Origin of the sequence: Rickettsiella endosymbiont of Rhagonycha lignosa (genome assembly GCF_964031165.1) — a bacterium.
Lineage (GTDB): Bacteria > Pseudomonadota > Gammaproteobacteria > Diplorickettsiales > Diplorickettsiaceae > Aquirickettsiella.
In genome coordinates, this window is sequence record NZ_OZ035011.1 from 235,989 (window position 1) to 261,464 (window position 25,476).

The following is a 25,476-nucleotide window of genomic DNA, read 5'->3' on the forward strand; positions in this document are numbered from 1 at the left end:
CAATCATGCATAGATTAAAAAAGCATTTTAATAGACCCATGATCATTATGTTGATCAGTGTCGGAGTGCTTTTTATTCTGGTTTTCGGTTATCAAACTATTAAGCATCTCTTTATTCGACATGCGATGCAAAAGAATACTGCACCCGTCGTCACGGTTTCCGCCATGCGTGTTCATTATTCATGGTGGCAACCAAAGATTTTGACCTATGGCAGTATGCGATCCGTGAACGGTGTGTATGTCACCACAGAGTTAGCCGGATTAGTGCGCACAGTTTATTTGAAACCAGGGGCGGAGGTTAAAGAGGGAGATGTTTTAGTACAACTCAATGCGGACTCAGATATAGCATTATTGCATTCATTAGAAGCACAAGAGAAATTAGCTGAAATTATATATCATCGTGATAGTGCACAATTTGCTGTCAAAGCAATCAGTAAAGCTGTGCTTGATACCGATGAGCAAAATCTAAAGAATTTGCAAGCACAAGTAGCTCAACAAGAAGCCATTGTTGCTAAAAAAACCTTAAAAGCCCCTTTTACTGGTCGCTTAGGTGTTTCGACTGTGAACGTAGGTCAATATCTAAATCCGGGTGATCAAGTCGTTACTTTGCAAGCCTTAGATCCACTTTACGCTGATTTTTTTATTCCACAGCAAAAGTTAGCGCAATTACATATAGGATCTATAGTTAACATTAAAACAGACACCTACCCAGATAAAATTTTTACTGGAAAAGTGACTACCATCAATCCTATTGTGGATGTTAATACACGGAATGTGCAGATTGAAGCGACCATCGCAAATCCACAGTCTGAAATATATCCTGGTATGTTTGTTTCAGCTGAAGTACAAACCGATCCAATGAAACAATACTTAACTTTGCCACAAACAGCGATCAGCTTTAATCCTTATGGAGAGATAGCTTATATCGTGCAACAAAAAGGAAACGATAAAAGTGGAAAACCACAACTTACCGTACTACAAACTTTTGTGACAACGGGCGAGAAACGCGGCGATCAAATTGCTATCTTGGGTGGTTTAAAAGAAGGTGAAATGATTGTAACTAGCGGGCAACTCAAACTTAAAAATGGCAGTAGTGTGGTGATTAATAATTCTGTGGTACCGAATAATAATCCTGCACCGATAGCTATTGATGAATAATGAAACAGAAAGGAAGTTGTATAAGCCATTTTTTTAATAAAATGAGCTTGTTTTAGTTTAAGGATAGCTGTTTTTATGCGCTTTACGGATATTTTTATTCAGCGACCTGTGTTAGCAACAGTGATTAGTTTATTAATCTTGGTGCTAGGAATACGTTCGTTAACTTTACTTCAGGTTCGACAATATCCTTATACTGAGAATGCAGTGATAACCGTTTCTACGGTATACACTGGTGCAGATCCCGCTTTAGTTGCTGGATTTATCACAACCCCTTTAGAAAATTCTATTGCACAGGCACAAGGAATTGATTATTTAACTTCAAGTAGTACACAAGGTAGTAGTTCGATACAAGCTAATTTGTTACTGAATTACGATCCGAATAAAGCATTAACTGAAATTAATACCAAAGTTAATGCTGTTATCAATCAATTGCCTAAACAATCTCAACAACCGACATTAAATATAGCGATTGGTGAAACGATCGACTCCATGTATATCGGGTTTTATAGTCCTAAGTTAGCCAGCAATCAAATTACCGATTATTTGATTCGAGTGGTACAACCGAAATTACAAGCTGTAAATGGTGTTCAGCAAGCTGAAATCGTCGGACAGCATTTATTTTCACTTCGTGCCTGGTTAGATCCAGCCAAATTAGCTTCCTATGGTTTAGGTGCTGATGATGTGGCCAAGGCATTAGCTAACAATGATTTTATTGCGGCTGTTGGACGCACTAAAGGTGATATGGTTACAGTCGATTTAACCGTAAATACAGGATTAAACAACGTAGAACAGTTTCAGAATTTAATTGTCAAAGCACAAAATGGCGCCATTATACGTTTAAGAGATGTTGCCAAAGTGACTCTAGGTTCGCAAAGTTATGATACTACCGTAAAGTTTGATAATAAACCGGCCGTATATATAGGCATTAAAGTGGCACCCACCGCAAATGTACTTTCTGTTATCAAAAATATACGGAAAGCCATGCCGGGCATTACTGCACAGCTGCCGCGGGGTTTAAATGGAAAGATTGTTTATGACGAAAGTCGTTATATCAATAGTTCTATCCATGAGGTGATGACCAGTTTGATAGAAGCCTTAGTGATTGTTACGTTAGTTATCTTTTTGTTTTTGGGTTCTCTTCGCTCAGTAATTATTCCAGTGATTGCTATGCCCCTATCCTTAATAGGTGCATTTTTTATAATGTTGTTATTGGGCTATACAATCAATTTACTCACTTTGTTGGCCTTGGTATTAGCCATAGGGTTGGTTGTCGATGATGCAATTATTATTGTAGAAAATATTTATCGGCATATTGAATCGGGTCAATCGCCTGTCGAAGCGGCTATTAAAGGTGCACGCGAGTTAGCTATTCCTATTATTTCAATTTCTGTGGTTTTAATTGCGGTTTATGTACCAATCGGTTTTATGGGGGGGTTAACCGGCGCATTATTTACTGAATTTGCTTTCACATTAGCCGGAGCGGTTGGAATTTCTGCAATTATTGCCTTAACACTTTCTCCCATGATGTGTTCTCTCTCCTTAAAGCCGAGTGTTAAGGATCAACACAGAGGTTTTGTTGGTTTTATCGATGAAAAATTCGATAAATTACGTGATTATTATGAACATCTTTTGCAAGGTTCATTAAAGAATGTTCAAGTGACCATAGTATTTGCATTAATTATTTTAAGTAGCATTTATTTTTTGTATGCAACTTCTAAAAATGAGCTAGCCCCTCAAGAAGATCAAGGGCTTATTATTAGCTTACTAACTGCAGCACCTAATGCGACTTTGCAGCAAACACAATTATATTCGAATCAAGTATTCAAAATTTTTCAATCTTATCCTGAAACCGATCATGTCTTTCAATTAGATGGAGTTAATGGACTTAATACCAGTATTGGTGGAATGGTCTTTAAACCATGGAATGAACGCAAACGCACAACTAATCAACTCCAATCACAGATACAACATTTATTTGATGGCATAGCAGGAGCAAGAGTAGCTGCCTTTCAAAAACCTTCTTTGCCTGGCGGAGGTAGTGGATTACCTGTGCAATTTGTTATTACTACTACCGATGATTATGTAAAATTGAATGACATTTCCCAAACATTATTAGACGAAGCGCGTAAGAGTGGACTTTTTGTTTATTTAGATAGCGATCTTAAATTAGATAAACCTCAATCAGCAATACAACTCGATCGTGATAAAGCATCGCAGCTGGGTTTAACGATGGCAGATGTGGGGAATTTGTTAGCCTCTGCGATGAGTGAGAATTATATTAATTATTTTAATTTTGATGGTCGATCTTACCAAGTTATTCCACAAGTGATGCGGGGGTCGCGTTTGAATGCCGACCAATTATTGAATTATTATTTAAAGATTCCAAATGGTGCAGTGATTCCATTATCGACAATTGCGCGATTAAAAACTATTGTGGTGCCAGAATCAATTAATCATTTCCAGCAGCTTAATTCAGCAACTATTTCAGCGGTTCCTTTTCCGGGTGTCACTATGGGTGATGCATTACAAGGGTTGCAAAAAATAGCTAAAAAAATATTTCCGGAAAATTACAATATGGATTACGCAGCTCAATCACGTCAATATCAGCAAGAAAGCAGCGCTTTGATTTTAACCTTTTTCTTAGCCCTAATTATTATCTTTCTTTGTTTAGCAGCTCAATTCGAAAGTTTTCGCGATCCATTAATTATTTTAATCAGTGTGCCAATGTCAATTTGTGGCGCACTTATCTTTATAAGTATAGGAGTAGGGGGAGCGAGTTTAAATATTTATACTGAAGTGGGTTTGGTGACATTAATAGGTTTAATTAGTAAACACGGGATTTTGATTGTGCAATTTGCAAATGATTTGCAACAAGAAGGCCATAAAAAACAGGAAGCAATTCAAATGGCTGCTGGCATTCGGCTCCGACCTATTTTAATGACTACAGCTTCAATGGTTTTAGGGGTTATTCCCTTAATTTTAGCGTCTGGCGCAGGCGCAATTAGTCGCTTTAATATCGGCTTAGTCATTGCTTCTGGTATTTCTATCGGCACTTTATTTACTTTGTTTGTTGTGCCTGCCATGTACTTATTATTAGCTCAGGATCACCACGTTCATACTGCAAGTGATCTGCCAGGCGATCCGGTATTAAATGGATAAGTCTATTTATTTGAGATATTTAACAAGAGTTGTTAAGCTTTAGCAACACTGTGAATCTTTTATAGGGATGTAGATATGAGACTCAAGCTAGTTATTTTTTCCTTGTTAGCTTTAGGAGTCAGCTGTCCTGCCTTGGCTGCAGGTATCTATGTCATCGATAGCGCTTACGAACAAGAAGTTATGCAGGCTCAAGTTAATGAGATGGACTGGTTATTAGGTAGAAACCAACCGGGCGGTTTTGACCAACCCTGTGGTTGGAAGTGTCGAATTAATGTGAGTGGTTGGATCAATTCCGATGCGTATATAACTAATACACCGCCTGTTTTTTTAAGGGTGACTCCGTTTGAAAATATATTATCTCTTCGAGGCTTTCCTTTTAATTTTACAAGTAATAGAGCTAGTGATCTTATATTAAATAATGCTAATTTGTTTATAGATACACGTGTTAATAATTGGATGAAAGCCAATATGTCACTGGTGTATACATCCTTAACGGGTGTTCCGGGTGCGCAAGGTGTCTATGAAATACCTAACTCATTCTTAATCTATCACCCGGTTAGTAAGACTAAGCTTGATACAGCCTATGCAACCTTACAGCACTTTAATGTTTCACCAGTTTATTTGCGTATTGGTAAAGAGTATGTCCCTTTTGGAAATTATGATCCTTATAGTTTTGTAAGCAGTGAAAATCCTACGCAATTACTAAGTGAAATCAATGCAACTACTATTCAGTTAGGTTTTACCATGCCAAGCGGGCTGTATGGTTCTATTTATACTTTCCCAGGTCAACCTAGGCTGTCAGATGGGGGTTCAACGCGTCGAATACAAAACGGTGGAGTCAATTTAGGCTATACCTATACTGATTGTATTAGTAGTTTTAATTTCGACGCCGGGTACGTGGCGAGTATTACTGATACTAATTTTTTATCCTCTTATTATACAAATAGAAACATAGAGGTTGCAGGTATTATTTCTGGTGTACCTAATCCTAATCAAACAAACATTGCTGGGTTACCCGATCAGAAAGCTCCTGCTTATAACCTAAACGCAGAATTTCAATGGGGTCCTTTAGATATTAATGCTCATTATATTGCTACAACACGAAATTTTACCAAACCATTTTTTTTAGCTTTTCCAATTCCTCCCCTTACTCCGGGGCTGTTGCCTACATTTTTTAATAAACCCAAGCTTTGGGGTTTCGAGTTAGGGTTGACTTTTCCAGCTATCGCCAAACAAACCAGACTAGCGGTAGGTTACCAAGCAACCAAACATTTAGCAGGAATTTTACCTAATAGGCGAATTTACGTTGATTATCTTATGAATGTTAGTCAATGGTTTGACGTGGGCGTGGCAATATTTCAAAATAAAGATTATAGCTTAGCAGAGGGTCAATTGATCGGCGATAATGGAGTTGCGATTTTTCCCGGTGGCTCAGGCAACAAATCCACAGTCGGTCAGATACGCGCCAGTATTAAATTTGCTTAACAGCTGAGCCAAAAAAATTTTTAAGTTGAAATCTTAAAGCGCGTTTAAAAAATTATGCTGTTGAGGTTTGAGGATTAAGGTACATTGAGAAGGCTCTACGGCGGTTCCAATTTTTTAAATAAATAGTCGCTAATGTCCTATCATTGATGATTAATAAATTTTCTGCATTTCTATTTTGCGCTGCTTGAGTAAAATTAAATGAACCTGTAATAACTTCTTTCTCATCAATGATCATAATTTTATTATGTGCAATGGCGGGTTTGTAATCTATCCAACAGGGAATATGTTGGTTAACTAAAAAACGAGAAGCACTATATCTTTGCTTTTTTTGACTTTTATCCAATATTACATTGACCTTGACTCCGCGTTTTTTTGCTGCAACCAAATGAGCGGCAATGGGTGCAGAAGTAAAACTGTAGGCTTGGACAAAAATTGATTGTTTAGCAGCATCGATTACATCTGTTATTTCAGCCGTGCAATTTTGGCCAGGCGTAAAACAAACTTGGATTTTGGGGCAAGTATTGGAGTTGCTAATTGCTAAACTGGTGGAAATATAGCAAACGCTGAATAAGAATAAACCATAGATTATTTTTTTTAACATAAATATTCTTTTTAAGTATTAATAGTGTTGTTTATAGTCTATTTGATTTTCAGTTAATTAAAAGATTAAGTTAACAAGGTTTTTAAAAGAGGTGCGAGTTCTTTTTTTTGTATACTACAGCGTAAACGTCTTACGCGTAAGATAGCATTCAAATCGGCGAGAGCATTCGAAAAGTTTTCGTTCACAATTAAATAATCATATTCATCATAATGAGTTAATTCAGCCTTTGCATCAGCCATGCGTTTTTTTATGACGTCTTTTTTATCTTGTGCTCTAAGATGCAATCTTTTTTCTAATACCTCCCAGGAAGGAGGAATGATAAATATTCCAATGGATTCAGGCATCTTTTCTCTAATTTGCTGCGCCCCTTGCCAATCAATTTCTAAGATAATATCGATCCCGGCTTTAATTTTTTTTGTTACCCAATCGAGCGATGTGCCATAATAATGACCGAAAACGATAGCATGTTCTAACAAAGATTTTTTTTGAATAAGTTGTTTAAATTCTGGTTGATCAATGAAGTGGTAATCTACTCCTTCTTTTTCACCCGGGCGCGGGGGGCGTGTAGTATAGGAAATCGAAACTTCTAAGTTAGAGACAGATTCTAACAGTGCATTAACAAGACTGGTTTTTCCACCGCCTGAAGGTGCTGATATAATATAAAGTGTTCCTGGTATATTCATAATTTACTCGATATTTTGCACTTGTTCGCGCATTTCCTCTATCAAAACCTTGATGTTAACCACGGATAAGGTCAGTTCAGCATTTAGTGATTTAGACGCTAAGGTGTTTGCCTCACGATTCAATTCTTGTAATAAAAAATCAAGTTGTTTACCTTGGGCTTGGGTTTTCGCTAATAAATTCTTAAATTCATGCAGGTGGATCTGTAGACGATCCAGTTCTTCTGCGACATCTGTCTTCTGAGCAAATAATAACATTTCCTGTTCTAAACGGTTAGGGTCTAAACTGGTTTTAATTTCATGTAATCGAGTCAGCAGCTTTTTACGTTGTAAATTCAAAATATGCGGTAATTGAGCTTGAATGTGTTGAGTAAGATTTGCGAGCTTAATCAAACGTTGATTTAATAACTCAAAAATAGCATTACCTTCAATGCTACGGACTTTACAAAAATCGTCTAAGGTTTCAGAAAATAAGCTCATTAATTCGGGCTGTATTACTTCAGTATTTAATTCAGGGAATTTAAGTAATTGTGGCCAACGCAATAATTCTCCAGGATTTAAAGACGTGTTGGTATGGGCAAGATACGCAATTTTTTTATAGGCACCGATAAGAGACTGGGTTAATTCTTCATCGATCTCAATCGGCATCGCTTTATTGATATAGGGTTTATACCGTAACTTTGCTTCGACTCTGCCGCGTTGTAAGCGTGCTTGCATTTGTTTTCGGATTAAGGGTTCTAGATGACTAAAGGTATCAGGTAGAGAGAGAACGATTTCTAAATAACGATGATTGACGCTACGAACTTCCCAAGCAGCTTGACCCCATTCGGCTTGTTTTTCTTTTCTGGCAAAAGCCGTCATGCTATTGGTCATGGTATTTTTCAGGTTAAAAAGTATAATGCCTATTTTTACCGATTCTATTTTAATCACTCTGCAAATAAAATCTAGTTTTATAAAAGGAAAGTAATCATGCGTGCGACACAACGTGCTTTTGACGAGCTTCGAGTCATCAAGCTAACGCGTTCCTATACACACTATGCTGAAGGTTCGGTGTTGGTAGCATTTGGTAATACTAAAGTAATTTGTACAGCCAGTGTGGTACCCGGCGTACCAAAATTTTTAAAAGGTTCAGACCAAGGTTGGATTACGGCAGAATATGGGATGTTACCTCGTGCAACACATACTCGTTCTGAACGAGAGGCAAGTAGAGGGAAGCAAACCGGTCGAAGTTTAGAAATTCAGCGTCTAATTGGTCGCGTTTTACGTGTAAGTGTTGATATGAAAAAATTAGGTGAAAATACTATCTTTTTAGATTGTGATGTGATTCAAGCCGATGGGGGAACTCGAACCGCCGCTATTACCGGTGCGAGTGTCGCATTGAGAGATGCTTTAAACGTAATGAAACAAAAAGGTGAATTGACACACGATCCACTACGGTTTCTTGTTGCTGCAGTATCAGTAGGAATCTACCGCGGACAAGTGATCTTAGATCTTGATTATGCAGAAGATTCCCAAGCTGAAACGGATATGAATGTCATAATGACAGAGCAGGGCGGCATATTGGAAGTACAAGCCACAGCTGAAAAAAATGCGTTTTCTAAACTACAACTGGATCAAATGTTAGCTGTAGCTGAAAAAGGAATAAATCAACTGTTCAAAAAACAAACAGAAGTTTTAGCAATTAAATGAAAACTAAAAAAAATTATTTAAAATCAATTCAAAAATTAGTTTTTTGTAACTATTAAACTAGTACTTAAGTTTTTCTTAATAATTACGCATTACACTTTAAATTATTATATTTAAAGCGTGATACTACGCTCAAATTTTGTGTTCTTGAAAAATACCGCTTACCAGCTTTAACAAAACACGCAGAATATTTAAAAGTTAAAAAAGAAGAAGAACAAAAAATATTATCTGAAGTAGGCGATGAGAATATTAAAAAATTAAGATTTAATGGTTATTCTAAAATTTTTTTAGCAGGACCCAATGCAAATTTGAATTTAAGTTTGCAAGTAAGAATCGAAAAAAAACCTACGTTTAATAAATAAGCAGTTTGTACAAAATTACATCAGATTCAATAACGTCACCTATACCTTTTAAATATTGCCATAATAAAAGATATTTAAAGAATAAATTTTTGAATAATTGCTAAACTATTACTATCGATTTAGGACTAAATTTATCTATTTGCAAAAGGATTTAACAATTGTTAAAGCGTGATATCTCCACGACTAATATCTTAATTGCTGCGGCGGGTGGCATGATAGGTTCTGCTTGGCTATTTACGCCTTTTACTGGCGCGCAGATGGCTGGGCCGAATGCGCTCATTAGTTGGATGATAGCAGCAGTTTTTATGTTATTCATAGCCCTACCGTTATGCGAATTGGGGACTATGCTGCCGATTTCCGGAGGCTTGTCTAATTATCCGACCTATACGCATGGCAGAGAAGTAGGGTTTTTATTTTCTTGGGTCACATGGTTGGCGTATGTGGTGATGACGCCGATAGAAATCCAGGCCATTTTGCAATATAGCAGTCATTTCTTTCCTTGTTTGTTGATCAAAGAAGCTAGTTATTTTAAGTTGTCGCACACGGGATATCTTGTAGCGGTCGTGATCATGTTTTTTATTGTGCTGCTGAACAGCTACGGCATTAAATTCTTAGCAGAATGTAATAAATATGCCAGCATTGTGAAATTCCTTTTACCGTCAATTGCTATTGCTGCTTTAATACATGTTTCTCCTACTTTGCAAAATATCAGCTTTGATTTAACTAATAAAGCGAGCTGGATAGATATATTCTCAGCTTTATCTGCGGGTGGTATAGCTTTTGCATTTACCGGTTTTCAAAATGGGTTGATGCTAGCAGGGGAAGTTAAGAATCCGCAAAAAAGTATTCCTATTGCCATTTTAGGTGCTGTGTTAGTTGGGTTTATTCTCTATTTTATGTTGCAGTTAAGTTTTTTAATGGCAGTTCCGCAAACTTATCTACAGCAAGGCTGGCAGCATCTTAGTTTTCCCGGTGATAGTGGTCCATTAGTTGGTTTATGCTTGTTGTTAGGTCTTAGTGTAGTGGCGGTATTATTGCTATTTGATGCGGCATTTTCTCCTATAGGCACGACATTAGTTTACACTGCTGCTACCTCGCGAATTTTATATGGTATGGCATTAAATAAACATTTACCGCCATTTTTTTTAAAACTTAATCGCTATCAAATCCCGTATGTTACGCTTTATGCAAATTTTTTCGTTGGAATTTGTGCTTTTTTGCCGTTTCCCGGTTGGCAAAAAATGGTGGCTTTTTTATCCTCGGCAAGCATACTTTCGTATGGGATAGGACCTATTTGCTTGTTAGCATTACGTAAAATGCAACCTGAGCAACATCGTCCATTTAGATTATCCGCAAGTTTAATTATTTGTCATATTGCATTCTATGTAGCAAATTTAATGCTTTATTGGTGCGGATTTTCGGTGATATGGAAACTTTATATTGCTATTTTAGTGGGGTTTATTATCTATCTTTGTTATCAAAAGCGCCGTTTTTGGAACAAAAATTTTAGTTTAGTTTGGTTTTTTTCTTATCTATCTATTTTATTATTATTTTCTTATTTAGGTCCCTTTGGTGGGATAGGTCGGTTAAAATTTCCATTGGGCATGTTAGTAATACTTCCTTTTAGTATATTGATGCTTTATTTATCTCAATACTGCTTAGTTAGAGATCAAGCTGAGGAAGAATCATTTACATTGATGAATAAACAATTACAAGATTTATGAATTCAAAAAATAGTGTGAATGGATTCTAAACTAATAAATGTGTTTTATCTTGTATAAAAAACTTGTTTTTTTATACAAGAATGTCATAATTATTTTCGTTCGCGCCAATTTGACATTCAGCTTGCAGGCGCATAATTAAATTCAGCTAAAGCGACGCCTTCTATGAAAAATTTTCTTTTCTATATACAAAATTATTCTAAGTTACATTTATTATCTTTTATTTTTTTTCCAATGCCGTAAGGCATATCTACCTTCGATCTTCGATTAATTATTTAAATCATAGTTAATACTACGTTTTAAAAAAATGGCGCATGTCAATTTTAGACAGCTATTAAAATCAATCATATAAAAAATTTTTAAATAAAAAATATTTTATGGAGATATTCTATGCCTAATAATTTAGAAAATTACGAGCGCTCTACCGAAAATTCTAATGTAAATATATCACAAAATTTATTTCCAGATCCTTTGGTGGGTGATACTCAATGTCAAATTCATACTATCGTGTTATACGATATTTACAAAAAGGAAAAGGAAAAGGAAAGGCAAAAGCAAAAGCAAAAACAAAACCAAAAGCAAAAGAAAAAGCAAAAGAAAAAAAGAAAAAGAAAACAAAAGCAAAAACAAAAAGAAATAGAAAAACGAAAAGAAATAGAAAATAAAAATTATAAAAATGACTGTATGTTTTTGACATCGGCAAAATCTCCAGAAATAGATCAAAATGGAAAAATCTCTTCCGAAAAACTTTGCATTAAAAAAGCTCTAGAAGAAATAATAAAAAAATTAAAAAAACCTAATAATGGAAAAATTAGTAATAGAGGCATACGAAGCTCATTTGCTATAGCTAAACAGAATATCTCTGAGAAAGATATTAAATTTTTAAAAGATAAAAATGAAAATTTAACTAAAAATCATTTAATTAAATTTTTTCTTAAAAAAGAAAATTCAATTTATATTAAGAGTGATAGGAGGCGTTTATATGCTATACCATGTTATTTAAGTTTTCTTTTTTTTGTAAATTATATTTTAAAAAATAATGTATTGCTGATTATTCATTTAACGCGATTTTCAACAAAAATTAATAAAGCTACAGACGAACTTAAAGTTTCTGTCAAGCCTAATGATTGTGCGAATACTAGCAATAACTATGAAGAATTTACGTTATTTTACCGTTATCAACCACCTGATCTTTCAGAAGAAGCAAACCAGCCAGAAAAAAAACTACACTTTTTAGGTCTTTTAGAAGAAACACCCGAGCTCAAAAATGAAATGGCTATCGTGATCGCAATTCATAGTTATTTAATTAAGAAGTTGCCAGAAATTACCAGTAGTTGCTTTTACGAATCTGATTCAGATAAATTTATAGAACAGTTTAAAAAACTTGATATCTGTACATTGTTAGGCGTGATTGGCGCTGCACATCGACAAATTCCTAGATCGGCGGAGGGACCAGGGGTGGAGGAATGTTCAAAAATTTTTAATCAAGAAAAAATATTTGAAATATCAGATAGCAAATTCAACAATGCTGAATATGATAACGATGCGTATTTTAAAAAAACAGGAGGCTTTGAAGGAACCAAGGAATCATACAATACAAACTTAACAGTAGCCTATAAATATGGAATTTTTAGATTTGATCCCGAAAAGCAGAATGAAGAAATTAAAATTAAAAAAGAAACGTGTTTACATGCTAAACATATATATTTAGCGACCGGTAATACAATAAATTCATCTTATTAACTCCTTATTGTATTCATTAATTAATTTCAAACTCGAATTTTTTAGGAATCATTATGTTTAAATTAGAATTAAAACAGCTTAAGCCATTAAGTTTTGGAGCAAGTATATTAGGCTCCGGCGGTGGTGGAAATCCAGAAATTCTATTAAATCTTGTTGAGTATTATTTTAATAAATACAATACAGTTGATATCATTTCCACTTATGAGTTAGATAATAGCGATTTAATTGTACCTCTAGGGTTGCTGGGTGCACCCCTTGTCTTTTTGGAGAAAATACCAAACTTAATTCCGTTTGAGGAAATTTATAAGCAAATCAAGCAAGACTTTCCAGGCCGTCGAATTGTATTGATGCCTGCTGAAATAGGAGGGAGTAATGCTTTATCCCCCTTGTTATTGGCTGCAAAGTACAATTTACCTGTTTTGGATGGTGACTTCATGGGTCGAGCTTTTCCAAAAACCAATATGACTAAACCGGCTGTTTTACATAAAACCAATTTTTTATCTACTTACATTGCCGATTGTGTCGGAAATTTCGTTAGGCTTAAAATCAAGCAAAATACACAGCTTTTAGAAAGATTATTGCGTGATATAGCAATAAATTTTGGTTCTGCGGCAGTCGTGGCTATTTATTTATTTTTTGCGGAACAGGCAAATGAATATATTATTCAAGGGAGTATAACGCGAGCGCTTAAAATCGGTCTAAAGGTCTCTGAATTTGCAACGGATTCTGAAAAAGCATTAACGTTGATGGGTGGAAAAATTATTGCAATCGGGACAATCGATCACGTTATTCACACGATAAAAGAGGGTTTTCTCACTGGTTATGTAACTATTAAAACCCAGCATACTTCGCTTATTATTTACTATCAGAATGAATTTTTGTTGGCCATGCAAAATAAAAATGTTTTAGCATCAAGTCCCGAAATTATTACTCTCGTTGATGAACAAACCGGCTGTGTTGTTACTACTGACATATTGCGTTTTGGAATTAAAGTGAAAGTTATTGTATTTGAGCCTCCACCATTTTGGCAGCATTCAAATCATAAAAAATTTGTTAATTATAAAATTTTTAATTTGGAGCTGCAAAATGAAAGCAATTAAGTATAAATTGGGTATTGATGTGGGAGGAACGACACTCGATTTTGCAGTTGTCGATAGCAAAGCAAATTTACTTTTTTCTTATAAACTGCCTATAGTTGCTCCACTCGAACAATCAATAAAAACAGGTATTCTAGAGCTTATATCGACCTACGATATTGATCCAAAAAACTGCCTGGGAATACATATTGGTACAACCATTGCAATAAATGCTCTGCTAAACTTAAATTCGCTTTACAAGGTAGGAATCCTTCGGATTGCTGGCCATTCCCCTGAATTACCACCCGCATACGAATTTCCGAGTAAGGTTCGTACGGCTATTTTTTCTGGATATGAAACTATTTCAGGAGGGCGGGAATTAGATAATCGAGCAATTTCTAGTTTAAAAGCTGCTGACATCATTTTGGCAGTGACTAAACTTTTATCTGGCGGTGCTGAAGCGATAGGGATTATTGCTGTTTTCTCACCACTGTATTATGAAGATGAATGTTTTGCTGAAACTGTAATTCGAGAACACTTTAAAACCCATGTTCCTATTACTTTATCACACCAACTTGGAAGCCTTGGCTTTATACAAAGAGAAAACAATACATTAATTAATACCGCGCTTAAAAAAACAATGAGTAATAGCATTAGCAGTTTTTCACAATGTTTTAATGAACTTGGTTTTATTTGTCAGTTTCATATGACACAAAACAATGGGACTTTAATTTCTTTTGATGAAGCCATACAATTTCCTTTAAAAACAATTTCTTCTGGTCCGACCAATTCATTAGTGGGGGGTTGTAAATTAACTGGTTTACAGAATGCTATTGTTGTTGACATAGGTGGAACTTCTACCGACATTGGTATTGTAGAAAATGCATTTCCTCATTTAAGTAGTCAATGTGCTCGTATCGCTGATTTGCCGTTAAGTTTTACTTTACCGCATTTAAAAATTCTTGCCTTGGGTGGGGGGAGTATCTTTAATCACACATCCGAAGGCTATGTACCGAATGGTAGTTTAGGTGCTGCGATTTTTTCTGAAAGCCAATCGGTTGGTGGAAATTACCTGACATTTTTTGATATTGGAAATATTTTAAATGAGACGTTATTACCAAAAAATCATACTATCAAAATCGATAAAAACCAAGCCAAAGCAATTATGCAATTTAGTATTAAAAAAATTCTGGAAGTTGTAGATTCAATAAATTCTAATCGAAATTTACCTATTATATTAGTTGGTGGTGGCGCACAAATTATACCAAATGAATTCTTAGATAATCGTTTTATCCGTCCCAAGCACTATAATGTTGCAAACGCTTATGGTGCAGCATTGGCTGAGATTTCTGGTGTAATCAGCAGGATCATTTGTTTAGATAAGGATCCAGAAAAAAAATTGCAAACACTGGAAAGGGAAGTAAAAAAAATAGCTATAGCCAATGGATCTAAACGTCATAAGGTACGTCTTATTGAAAAAAAATTATTGCCGTTATTTTATATGCCAAATCAAATGACACTGGTGTATATGATGGCAGCAGGTCCATGCAAGAATTCCTCTTTTTGATTACATTATGTGGCGACTTAAAATTGCAATGTTAACTCAACATTATCGTGTAATTGCTCCAATGTAGGGTCTAATGTGGTCTATACTAAGCTTCGCCGATAATACGCACTTCAGGTATTAAGCGAATATGAAATTTGTGGAAAACACAGTCAGCAATTTTTTCAATTAAGGCTTCAATATCAGTAGCACTGGCATGGCCATTATTAATAATAAAATTAGCATGCTTGTGCGATATTGTGGCATCACCAATAGTTAAACTTTTGAGCCCACACGCTTCGATCAAGCGTGCTGCATAATCGCCAGGAGGATTGCGAAACACCGAGCCGCAATTTGGTTCGTTAGTAGGTTGAGTGTCTGCACGATGTTTAAGTAAAGAGCGAATTTTACTTAATGCTTTTTCTTTATTCCCTGGTTTTAATTCAAATTCAGCAGCCAAATAAAATTCATTTGGAAATACACTGACACTCCGATAAGTAATTTCATATTCATTAGGATAACGAATTTTTTTTTCGCCTTGACGATTAATAGTTAGGACTGACTTGACTATATTCCAGGTTTCAGCGCCATCGCATCCTGCATTCATGACCAAAGCGCCGCCAATAGTACCAGGAATACCCGCTAAAAATTCAGCGCCGATTAAATTTTTTCTTGCTGAAAATCGAGCGAAGGCTGGCGAAGCGACTCCTGCTTCTGCATAAAGCGTCACAGCGTCGATACTTTTTAATTTTTTTAGGGCACCTTGTGTGACAACAACGGTACCTTTGATGCCATTATCGCGTATCAGTGTATTGCTTCCCAAACCTAAAAAAAATAAAGGTTCTTGTTTAGGTAACTGTTTAATAAAGTGAATTAGATCGTTCATATCAGCAGGTTTGTACAGACGATCTGCCTTACCACCGACTTGCCATGAAGAATATTCGGCCAGTGTTGCGTTTTCTATAAGTTGACCGCGTAAATTTTGCATAAATTGGACTCACAGTAGGTTTTTTTGAAGTTTACCGCGTAATGGCAACCTTCGTTTATTCAGAACACATAAGGATTGCGAGTTAAGCGGCAGTCAAAAATTCAAATGCGAAAAGTCTATTCATTATCAATTGAGAGTGCTAGTTTTTGTGCAATACTGCCAATATCGCCTGCACCTTGTAATAGCAGAACATCACCGTCCTGAATAACTTCATCTAAAGTTTGAGTAAGATTTTCTTTATCTTCGATATGGATAGGACTTGATTGATTATTTAAACGTATGGATTCTAATAAATCGGCGCTATCTGCGCCAGGTATGGGTATTTCTCCAGCCGAGTAAACATTTAGCAAGAGCAAACGATCAACCTCAGATAAAATTTCTACAAAATCTGCAAACAAATCGCGTGTTCGAGTGTAACGGTGCGGTTGGTAAGTCATGACTAAACGTCGGTCAGGCCATGCGCTACGAATGGCTTTTAAAGTAGCAGCAATCTCACGTGGATGATGCCCATAATCATCTATCAATAAAGCATGTCCTTGTCGGCATTTTAGTTTTCCTAATATTTGAAAACGTCGATCGACACCACTGAAATGAGATAAAGCACCCAGTATCACATCGTCTTTAATGCCGAGTTCGGAAGCAACGGCAATAGCAGCTAATGAATTTAAAGCATTGTGTTCGCCAGGAAGGTTTAAAGTTATATCGAGCGGTTTCTTCTTCGGCCGATTGACGGTAAAGTAATTTTTAATCCCTTTTTGCTGAAAAGAAGTGATACGAATATCAGCATCTTCACTAAATCCATAGGTGATAATAGGACGCATAATATCAGGTAAGATCGATCGGACAAATGGATCATCACAGCACATAATGGCTAAACCATAAAAAGGTAGATGCCATAAAAATTCCAAAAAGCTTTTTTTTAGTTGCTGAAAATTACCATCATAAGTTCCCATATGGTCCATATCGATATTAGTCACGATAGCAATCATGGGTTTTAAATAGAGAAAAGAAGCATCACTTTCATCGGCTTCAGCGACTAAATAACGGCCAGCGCCTAAACGTGCATGTGTACTGGTGCTATTCAATTTGCCGCCAATAACAAACGTTGGATCTAATCCCCCTTCTCCTAGTAAGCTTGCAACTAAACTTGTTGTGGTTGTTTTTCCGTGCGTTCCTGCAACAGCAACACTATAACGAAAACGCATCAATTCAGCGAGCATCAAGGCCCTTGGAACGACGGGTACTAGCGCGTTACGTGCAGCCACAATTTCTACATTATCGGGGGATACTGCACTAGAATAAACAATTACATCGGCATCACGTATGTGTTTTTCGTGATGACCCAATTGGATCTCAGTGCCTAATTTTCTCAGGTGTTGAGTCATGGCATTTTCTTGAAGATCAGAACCGGAAATAATGTAACCTTCATTTAATAAGATTTCAGCAATACCACCCATGCCAGCACCGCCAATTCCTACGAAATGGAGGTGTTGTATACGTCCCATTTGATGGTCAACAAAAGGGATTTTCATGTCTACAAACCTTTGTTCTGAAAAAAGGAGGTATATTGTGGCATTAGTTGTGCAAAGGCTCAACCAATTCAGCTTTTATAGATTTTATTCTAAAGACGCGGTTGTTGCTATTATGAGGGAATAAAATCGATTTTCTGGTCTAGTAAGTGGGCTTATAATGATTTCATAGCCTTTTAGAAGCCTTGTAAAAAAGCCTATTAAGCTTGTAGTGAGCTTCTTTCGTTCAATGGTGTAAAAATAAGCATAATGAAGTTGAGTCAAATAGTCAAAAATGGCTTGAGAACCCATTTCCCCTTGGGAAGTATGTGCTTCAAAGAAAATAATAGGTTGATGGCGAATTAAAGTTTGCTTAAGTCCCTGTAGGGCAGGTAGTTCAAGTCCTTCAATATCGAGTTTCATTACACCGATTGAAGAAGATGTAAAGTCTCGAGATAAAATCGTATCACCTTTTTCTAAATTAAGTTTTTGTTTAGAAATTGAGTGATAGTTTTTAAAGTTAAACCCAGCGCCACCTAGATTTTCTGGGTCTTCAAAAAAAGGTAGAGTGCCAGGTACATTACTTAAACCTACGGGGATAACATGAATATTTTTTGTTTGATTTAAAAAAATGTTGATGTCCAGTAATTTTAAAGCCGTTGGATTAGGTTCGAAAGCGATAATTTCTTTAAAGTAGCGTGAAAAAAACAGTGCATGATTGCCAATGTTTGCACCGACATCTATTAAGGTTTGTTGTTTAAATTTGTCCAAATAATTTTTAAAAATTATTTCAAAACTGATTAAGAATTCTTCTTCGTAAAGACCGTTAAGTACTATCGCTTGACCTATGGTATCACTAGGAACACAGGCCAATTGAGGATAATTTTTTAAACGATTTTTTCTATGTATCTTTCTAAGATAGCATCCTAAATGGTGTTGTGAGAATCTTGAATACCAAGGTAAGTGATATACAAGCCGTTGTATTTTAGAAGATTCCATTCGGAAACGACATAGAATTAGGTCATAAAGATAACTGATCATACTTTTTATGGCGCAGAAAGGGTAGGACAATATTTTAATCATAGATTCTAAACCCAAGCTGGACTAAACGATATTCATAATCGATACGCAACAATAAAGCCAGCATGATACAGGTCATGAGTAAACTGCTTCCTCCATAGCTCATGAGGGGTAATGTTAAACCTTTCGTGGGTAAAACGCCGGTATTGACACCAATATTAATCATGAATTGTAAAGCAATGTTTAAACCGATCCCATAGGCAAGATAAGCTGAGAAACGTTGGCCAATATTAAAACAACGATAGCCTATATATAATGCCCGCCAGACTAATAGTGAAAATAATAGAATCATAAATAATCCACCGATCAAGCCTAGTTCTTCGGTAAGCACGGCAAACAAAAAATCTGTGTGTGCTTCAGGAAGATAAAATAACTTTTGTATGCTTTCCCCCAGTCCCACGCCAAACCAACCTCCACGACCAAAAGCAATTAATGATTGAGTTAATTGATAGCCTGAATCAAATTGGTTAGCCCAAGGATTAAGAAAAGTTGTTAGACGTGCTAAACGATAAGGTGAACTAACCGCTAAGATACCTAAAATAATTGCTACACCGACTAACAAAACAATAAATTGCCAAATCCTTACGCCCGCTAAAAATAACATTCCTAAACTAGTGACCAATATCACTGTGGCGGCTCCAAAATCAGGTTCGCGTAAGAGTAAAAAAGTAATCACCGCAAGAACCATTAATGGCTTGAGGAAGCCACGAATTTGATTTTGCACTTGTTTTTCTTGGCGTACTAAATAACCAGCCAAATAAACAATCATGGTTAATTTGACGAATTCAGACACTTGTAATCCAAATGGGCCAAAGCCTAACCAACGCATACTTCCATTAACTTGTCTGCCGATACCAGGTAATAAAACTAAAAAAAGTAAACCAATACTGAGTATTAACAATGCAAGACTGATTTGTTGCCAATATGAGGTTTTTATTTGAACTACAATTATTCCAGCGGCGACTCCTAAGATTAAGTAAAATAGTTGATGGAAAAAAAAATGGAAAGATTGGCCATACTGGTGTTCAGAAATCACAATTGAGGTAGAAGCGACCATTAATAAACCGAATGCAAGTAAAGTAACAATGACAACTAGTAACCAACGATCATACAAAACGATGGATGTAACATCGGGATTGCTGGTTTTTGACATATCAATGGATTCCTCGTGCTAAATCGCTAAAAACATCACCACGCTCTTCATAATTTTTAAACATATCCATACTGGCACACGCAGGAGATAAAAGAACAATATCACCTTGAGTGGCAGTTTGATGAGCTATTTTTACGGCCTGCGCCAAATCTGCAGACAGTTCGATGGCTGTGCTTTTTTTTAATGAATTTTTTAATAAAGCAGCATCTTGACCAATTAAAATCATTTTTTTAACATAACGCTTTATGGGATCATTTAACAATGAAAAATCGGCGCCTTTAGCTAAACCTCCAGCAATTAAAATAATTTTACCTGAAATAGCTGGGCCTAATCCATTAAGCGCGGCAAGTGTTGCCCCAACATTGGTTGCTTTAGAATCATTATACCAAGTTACACCTTCATGCTTTTTAACCCATTGGCAGCGGTGAGGTAGACCTTTAAATTGACACAATGCAATTAGCATAGCTGACGTGGATAATCCAATCGCATGGCCTATCGTTAAAGCTGTCAAGGCATTGGTCCAATTATGTCGGCCTTTGATAGGTATTTTTTCAACAGGCAATAAAATTTGATTCCCTTTTGTAAAATAGGTTTTTTGATTAATAGTTTGCAAACCAAATTCTTTTAAATCAGATTTTAGTGGTTCTAAACCGAAACTGATTATTTTTTTTGCTTTAAATTTAGGATAAGTATTTGAATCTTCTCGATTCCATAAAGCTATTTCACATTCTTGATAAATTCGTTGCTTTGCTTGTATGTAGGCAGTTAAAGTTTTATGACGATCTAAATGATCAGGACTGATATTTAGTATGCTTGCTAATTTAGGACGCAAACTATAAGTAGTTTCTAATTGAAAACTTGAAATTTCTAATACATAAAAATCGGGTATGGGTTCATCAAGCAAATCTAATGCCGGTTTGCCGATATTTCCACCCACTCCAACCTTTAATTTTGATTGATCTATCATATTGCCTACTAAGCTAGTCACAGTTCCTTTGGCATTGCTCCCAGTAATCGCGATGATAGGTGCACGAGCGTGTTGGGCAAATAATTCGATATCACCGAAAGGTTTAAGTTTATATCGCTTAATGGCACTGCAAATGTTTTTCTCGTTAAGATCGACACCGGGACTAACAATCAACTCTTTACAATTTTGGAAGTGTTGCGGATTAAAAGGTCCTAAATAATAGGCAGCGTGCGAAAATTCTTTTTGAAATTCCGATAATCTTGGTGGATTTAAACGACTATCCAGGAGCGTAAAAGGCAAGTTTAATCGGGTAAAATAACGTGCACAGGAAAGTCCAGTTTCTCCTAAGCCGATGATCAAACGGGTATTACAAGAATTAGACAGTGGCATCAATGACTCCGCCTCCCAAGCAGGTTTGACCTTGATAAAAAACAACCGATTGACCAGGTGTAATCGCTCGCTGCGGCATTTCAAATTCTACTAGATATTTATCGTTGCTTGAAGGTTTGATTAGGCAAGGCGTTTCAACTTGCCGGAAACGTGTTTTTGCTGTGCAATACAATGGGCTGTTGGGAGGGCAATCGTTGACCCAATGCAATTGTGTGCAGGCCAAAGCAGTCGAAAAAAGTTGAGGATGGTCGTGTCCTTGTACCACGATTAAGGTATTTCGCGCGAGCTGCTTATCGGCGACATACCAGGGCGATCCGGATTTTTCTTTCCGACCCCCGATGCGCAATCCTTGGCGTTGACCTAAGGTGTAAAACATCAAGCCATCATGTTCTCCAATGACTTCACCGGTTAATGTTTCAATCTTGCCTGGCTGCGCAGGTAGGTAGGTTTGTAAAAAATGTTTAAATTTGCGTTCGCCAATAAAGCAGATACCGGTACTATCTTTTTTAGTTGCATTAAGAAAACCTGCGTGATTAGCAATTTGTCGTACTTTCAATTTGGTAAGATTGGCCAATGGAAATAAGGTTTTGGCTAATGGCTTTTGACCTAAAGTATACAAAAAATAGGTTTGATCCTTATTTTTATCGGCACATTTAAGTAATTGATAGGTGTTATTTTCATGAGATATTCCCGCATAATGGCCGGTGGCAATAAAATCGGCGCCGCATTGCAGGGCATAATCAAGAAAAGTTTTAAATTTAATTTCCCTATTACATAGGATATCCGGATTGGGTGTGCGACCTAATTGATATTCGGCTAAAAAATGTGTAAACACACGATTCCAATATTCGGCTGCAAAATTAATAGTATGCAATGGAATCTCTAATTTATCGCAGATAGCTTGTGCATCCGCAATATCGGCACTGGCAGAACAGTAATCTTCGGTGTCGTCTTCTTCCCAGTTTTTCATAAACAGCCCTTCGACTTGATAGCCTTGCTCTTTAAGCAACAAAGCAGTCACTGAGGAATCCACGCCCCCCGAGAGGCCGACCATGACACGTTGTTTTTTCATGTAATTTTTTAAATTTGACCTAAGTCATATTATTATGAGAACACTTGTGGGTTAATTTACCTCCATTTAGGCTAACTTTCTAGTTATTCGATGAACGCCACCCCTAATTTACGTTAAGCTACTCTAGTTATCAGTAGAATAGCCGAAAAAGATCTATTTTTTCTTTTTTATTATTGATTAATTAAGTTTTTATAGTCTTGTTTAATGCTGCTTACATCATGTGGAGGAGAGAAAATAGCCGCCAATTTAGCTTCAGGATTGATTAAATATAAAGTCCCGCTATGGTCAATTTGGTAGTTATTTTCTGAAGATTTGCTTTGCTGAGCTTGAATATACACCACACCCATTTGCTTGCTCAGTTGCTGGATTCCTGCTAACGGTCCGGTAAGACCGATGAAATTAGGATTAAAGGCTTTAACATAAGATCCCACTACTTTAGGAGTATCTCGTCTAGGATCGAGTGTAATAAATATTACTTGCGGGAGAGGGATTTTTTCGGCTTTTAATTCCGTATAAAGTTGTGTCAACATAGCCATTGTTAACGGGCAAATACTTTGACAATAAGTGTAACCAAAAAACAGGAAGCTGAAATGACCTTTTAAACTATGATTAGTAAATGGTTTGCCTAGTCCATTTACTAGATGAAACTCAGGTATTAATTGAGGTTGATCGATGCTAGTTCCCGCAATGGGTAGCGTTACTCGAGTTTTTGCAGAATACCAAAGATTAACGCCTAAGCCTAAGACTAAAGCGAGTATGGTAAAAATGATAAAGGTTAAAAATCGTTTATTAGAGACAGGGCAGGTCATTAAATATTCCTCATTAAAGAATGGTCCATGAACAAACACGCAAACAGCATGAGTAAATAAAAATTCGAGTAATGAAATGTTTTTATCGCTGTTGTAGCTTTAGTTTGCTTTAATAAATTAGCCGCTGCAACTATAAATCCTGTATTTAATAATAAAGCGGCAATTAAATAAAAATATCCACTCATGCCTATGCTGAAAGGTAACAAACTGATTCCAGTTAGAAGCAAGGTATAAAGTAAAATTTGTTGCTTAGTAAAAGCAATACCATGCGTCACTGGCAACATAGGCAAATTACTTTTTGCATAGTCGCTATGTCTTGCAATAGCCAATGACCAAAAGTGCGGGGGTGTCCAAATAAATATAATTAACACTAGGAGTAAGCCACCCGGATCAATATTTCCTGTTACTGCTGTCCAACCCAGCAAAGGAGGTGTTGCACCTGCTAAACCACCGATAACGATATTTTGCGCGGTATGCTTTTTTAAATATAAAGTATAAATAAATGAATAAACAATTAAACTTGAAAAGCTTAAAAAACAAGTTAATAAGTTACTCGATAATCCTACTATGACTAACCCAAATAAACTGGTTGCTAATGAAAATAGCAAAACATGCATAGAAGAAATTTTTTTTTGTGGTAATGGTCTTCGCTCAGTCCGTGTCATTAGGCTATCCAATCGATATTCTAATAAATGGTTTAGTGACCCTGCAGAAATGGCTACTAAACCGATACCTAATAATGTAAATAAACTTAGCTGTAAAGAAATCGGTTTCGAAGTAGCGAGTGACATGCCGACCCAAACGGTAATTAACATTAAACTAGTGACGCGCCATTTCCCTAATTCTAAATAAATTCGCGTCTTACTAACCAGACAAATAGTAAAATTCTTTAACATATTTTTCCTTATGCTTTTTAGCACATCCTTCATTCATCGAAAAAAATTATACGAGAATAATTCTATTATGGGTAGAGTATTGAGAAAAAATAAATTAATTATTAGTAGGTATTTGTAAATTTAAAACTAAATTTTAAAGTAAATAAATAATTTATATTATTAAATATTTTTTTTATTTTTTTAATTTTTAAAAAAATAAAAAAAATAACTAGACAAAATTAATTTATTAATGATAAATTGTTTTCGATTAAAAATTAAATGAAATAAAAATATCATTTAATAAATATAAAAATAATAAAAAAGAGGTTTGATTTATGCCAACTATCTATCTAGCTACGCCTAAAAATTCGTTTATACCTGAAGATGAGCTTAAAGAAAAAAACTTTAATTATATTGTAATAAAAAAACATAATTATAAGTTAAAAAAAATAATTAAAAGCCAAGGGTCAATTAGTATTGATTTAATGGATAATTACGCATCTTCTGATAAATATTTACTATCTTTTAAAGTCGAGGAATCTCAAGGAAAAAATCTACAAAAATATTTAGACTCCAAACAAAAAGATTTTTTAGAAGAAAATAATTTGATAAATGAAGATTCCATCGAGCATTTTTTTAAATTTATACAAGCCGAGCAAGATTATGATTTTAAGAGATTGGATGAAAACGAAAATTTAGAAGAACAAATTATTTCTAATGCAACCCCTGAATCACCTCAATATCCAAGGACTTCTGACATAGTGCACAATTTACTTGATAAAGAGCATGAAGACTTACTAAATAATATACCTACACAAACCTTGAACTTCAATCGACAAACTTCAGTATACAGTGAAGATTCTAAATCTATAGATGAAAGTTTTAATAGAAGAGTATCTATGCATGATGATCCACTTGGAGAAAATGCAGTAGAAAATGCAAAAACAACTTTGTTTGCAGAGAAAAAAATTAATTCATTTTTTATTAAAATAAACAGTTCAGAACATTTTAAAAATATAAAATGTCATGGTGAAAAGATTGAAAACGGATCTTTTAATGGAAAAGAAAAATCAGAAATATTATTATCGATTACCGAATTAGCTGCACAGATAAGAAAGAACAGTAACGACAAAGATAATATATCATCGACTGATCAATTAAAAACATTAAAACAAAATATCTCTAAATTAGACGCCATAATTAATAATACACAGAATCTTAAAATTTTAGAACGGTACCGTGGTTTTTCGCCCTTTAAATGTCTTGCTACGCTTTGGGGTGGTGGAAAAGTGAAAAGTAAAGAGTATGTAGAGCAATTACGGAATGAACTGAACCCGTTAATCAACGAGGTCAACGAAGTGCTTTCTGTTCGTCCGACTGCTTAGATAAACAAGGGCAGATTTTTCTGCCCTTTATGAAAA

General features: G+C 35.6%; 20 protein-coding genes. 9 read left to right on the forward strand and 11 right to left on the reverse strand.

The window, feature by feature from the left end:
• Nucleotides 1–5: 5 nt before the first annotated feature.
• The 3 genes from AAHI99_RS01085 (at nucleotide 6) to AAHI99_RS01095 (ending at nucleotide 5,801) form a co-directional block, all read left to right on the forward strand.
• Complete coding sequence (locus AAHI99_RS01085; RefSeq protein ID WP_342227852.1) at nucleotides 6–1,157, forward strand: efflux RND transporter periplasmic adaptor subunit; 1,152 nt, start codon at nucleotides 6–8, stop codon at nucleotides 1,155–1,157.
• Nucleotides 1,158–1,232: 75 nt separating this feature from the next.
• On the forward strand, nucleotides 1,233–4,316 hold the full coding sequence (locus tag AAHI99_RS01090) for an efflux RND transporter permease subunit (RefSeq protein WP_342227853.1): 3,084 nt from the start codon (nucleotides 1,233–1,235) through the stop codon (nucleotides 4,314–4,316).
• Between the two features lie 75 nt (nucleotides 4,317–4,391).
• Nucleotides 4,392–5,801 carry an LbtU family siderophore porin gene (locus AAHI99_RS01095; protein ID WP_342227854.1) on the forward strand — a complete coding sequence of 470 codons (1,410 nt, stop codon included), beginning with the start codon at nucleotides 4,392–4,394 and terminating at the stop codon, nucleotides 5,799–5,801.
• Between the two features lie 52 nt (nucleotides 5,802–5,853).
• Here AAHI99_RS01095 and AAHI99_RS01100 read toward each other — a convergent pair whose 3' ends face one another.
• The 3 genes from AAHI99_RS01100 to AAHI99_RS01110 all read right to left on the reverse strand — a co-directional run bounded on the left by AAHI99_RS01100 (nucleotide 5,854) and on the right by AAHI99_RS01110 (nucleotide 7,955).
• Nucleotides 5,854–6,402: a phospholipase D family protein gene (locus AAHI99_RS01100; protein ID WP_342227855.1), complete on the reverse strand. Its 549-nt coding sequence runs from the start codon at nucleotides 6,400–6,402 to the stop codon at nucleotides 5,854–5,856.
• A gap of 65 nt (nucleotides 6,403–6,467) precedes the next feature.
• Entirely contained in the window at nucleotides 6,468–7,085 is a 618-nt protein-coding gene (gene gmk / locus AAHI99_RS01105; protein ID WP_342227856.1) for a guanylate kinase, read from the reverse strand.
• A gap of 3 nt (nucleotides 7,086–7,088) precedes the next feature.
• Nucleotides 7,089–7,955 carry a YicC/YloC family endoribonuclease gene (locus AAHI99_RS01110; protein WP_342227857.1) on the reverse strand — a complete coding sequence of 289 codons (867 nt, stop codon included), beginning with the start codon at nucleotides 7,953–7,955 and terminating at the stop codon, nucleotides 7,089–7,091.
• 96 nt (nucleotides 7,956–8,051) lie between these two features.
• On the opposite strand from AAHI99_RS01110, the gene rph reads away from it, so the two are divergent.
• The 5 genes from rph to AAHI99_RS01135 all read left to right on the forward strand — a co-directional run bounded on the left by rph (nucleotide 8,052) and on the right by AAHI99_RS01135 (nucleotide 15,237).
• Nucleotides 8,052–8,771: a ribonuclease PH gene (gene rph / locus AAHI99_RS01115; RefSeq protein ID WP_342227858.1), complete on the forward strand. Its 720-nt coding sequence runs from the start codon at nucleotides 8,052–8,054 to the stop codon at nucleotides 8,769–8,771.
• 517 nt (nucleotides 8,772–9,288) lie between these two features.
• Nucleotides 9,289–10,854: an APC family permease gene (locus tag AAHI99_RS01120; protein WP_342227859.1), complete on the forward strand. Its 1,566-nt coding sequence runs from the start codon at nucleotides 9,289–9,291 to the stop codon at nucleotides 10,852–10,854.
• Between the two features lie 387 nt (nucleotides 10,855–11,241).
• Nucleotides 11,242–12,594, forward strand: a complete 1,353-nt coding sequence (locus AAHI99_RS01125; protein WP_342227860.1) for a hypothetical protein — start codon at nucleotides 11,242–11,244, stop codon at nucleotides 12,592–12,594.
• A 53-nt stretch (nucleotides 12,595–12,647) separates the two neighbouring features.
• On the forward strand, nucleotides 12,648–13,694 hold the full coding sequence (locus AAHI99_RS01130) for a DUF917 domain-containing protein (protein WP_342227861.1): 1,047 nt from the start codon (nucleotides 12,648–12,650) through the stop codon (nucleotides 13,692–13,694).
• Nucleotides 13,681–15,237, forward strand: a complete 1,557-nt coding sequence (locus tag AAHI99_RS01135; protein WP_342227862.1) for a hydantoinase/oxoprolinase family protein — start codon at nucleotides 13,681–13,683, stop codon at nucleotides 15,235–15,237. The genes AAHI99_RS01130 and AAHI99_RS01135 overlap by 14 nt, the downstream gene beginning before the upstream one ends.
• A gap of 85 nt (nucleotides 15,238–15,322) precedes the next feature.
• Here the strand turns inward: AAHI99_RS01135 and murB are convergent, their stop codons facing one another.
• The 8 genes from murB to cyoE form a co-directional block, all read right to left on the reverse strand.
• Nucleotides 15,323–16,201: a UDP-N-acetylmuramate dehydrogenase gene (gene murB, locus AAHI99_RS01140; RefSeq protein WP_342227863.1), complete on the reverse strand. Its 879-nt coding sequence runs from the start codon at nucleotides 16,199–16,201 to the stop codon at nucleotides 15,323–15,325.
• Nucleotides 16,202–16,317: 116 nt separating this feature from the next.
• Nucleotides 16,318–17,733 (reverse strand): UDP-N-acetylmuramate--L-alanine ligase, encoded by a 1,416-nt coding sequence (gene murC, locus AAHI99_RS01145; RefSeq protein WP_342227864.1) that lies wholly within the window; start codon nucleotides 17,731–17,733, stop codon nucleotides 16,318–16,320.
• 84 nt (nucleotides 17,734–17,817) lie between these two features.
• The gene (locus AAHI99_RS01150) at nucleotides 17,818–18,708 is read right to left on the reverse strand and encodes an FkbM family methyltransferase (RefSeq protein ID WP_342227865.1); all 891 of its coding nucleotides are present in this window, start codon (nucleotides 18,706–18,708) and stop codon (nucleotides 17,818–17,820) included.
• Between the two features lie 76 nt (nucleotides 18,709–18,784).
• On the reverse strand, nucleotides 18,785–19,942 hold the full coding sequence (gene ftsW / locus AAHI99_RS01155; protein WP_342227866.1) for a putative lipid II flippase FtsW: 1,158 nt from the start codon (nucleotides 19,940–19,942) through the stop codon (nucleotides 18,785–18,787).
• Nucleotide 19,943: 1 nt separating this feature from the next.
• Nucleotides 19,944–21,299 (reverse strand): UDP-N-acetylmuramoyl-L-alanine--D-glutamate ligase, encoded by a 1,356-nt coding sequence (murD, locus tag AAHI99_RS01160; protein ID WP_342227867.1) that lies wholly within the window; start codon nucleotides 21,297–21,299, stop codon nucleotides 19,944–19,946.
• Nucleotides 21,286–22,371 (reverse strand): tRNA 2-thiouridine(34) synthase MnmA, encoded by a 1,086-nt coding sequence (mnmA, locus tag AAHI99_RS01165; protein WP_342227868.1) that lies wholly within the window; start codon nucleotides 22,369–22,371, stop codon nucleotides 21,286–21,288. Before mnmA ends, murD begins: the two co-directional genes overlap by 14 nt.
• A gap of 170 nt (nucleotides 22,372–22,541) precedes the next feature.
• Nucleotides 22,542–23,180 carry an SCO family protein gene (locus AAHI99_RS01170; RefSeq protein WP_342227869.1) on the reverse strand — a complete coding sequence of 213 codons (639 nt, stop codon included), beginning with the start codon at nucleotides 23,178–23,180 and terminating at the stop codon, nucleotides 22,542–22,544.
• On the reverse strand, nucleotides 23,180–24,076 hold the full coding sequence (cyoE, locus tag AAHI99_RS01175; protein ID WP_342227870.1) for a heme o synthase: 897 nt from the start codon (nucleotides 24,074–24,076) through the stop codon (nucleotides 23,180–23,182). The genes AAHI99_RS01170 and cyoE overlap by 1 nt, the downstream gene beginning before the upstream one ends.
• 314 nt (nucleotides 24,077–24,390) lie before the next feature.
• Between cyoE and AAHI99_RS01180 the strand changes: the two genes are divergently transcribed.
• Nucleotides 24,391–25,440: a hypothetical protein gene (locus tag AAHI99_RS01180; protein ID WP_342227871.1), complete on the forward strand. Its 1,050-nt coding sequence runs from the start codon at nucleotides 24,391–24,393 to the stop codon at nucleotides 25,438–25,440.
• Nucleotides 25,441–25,476 lie beyond the last annotated feature (36 nt).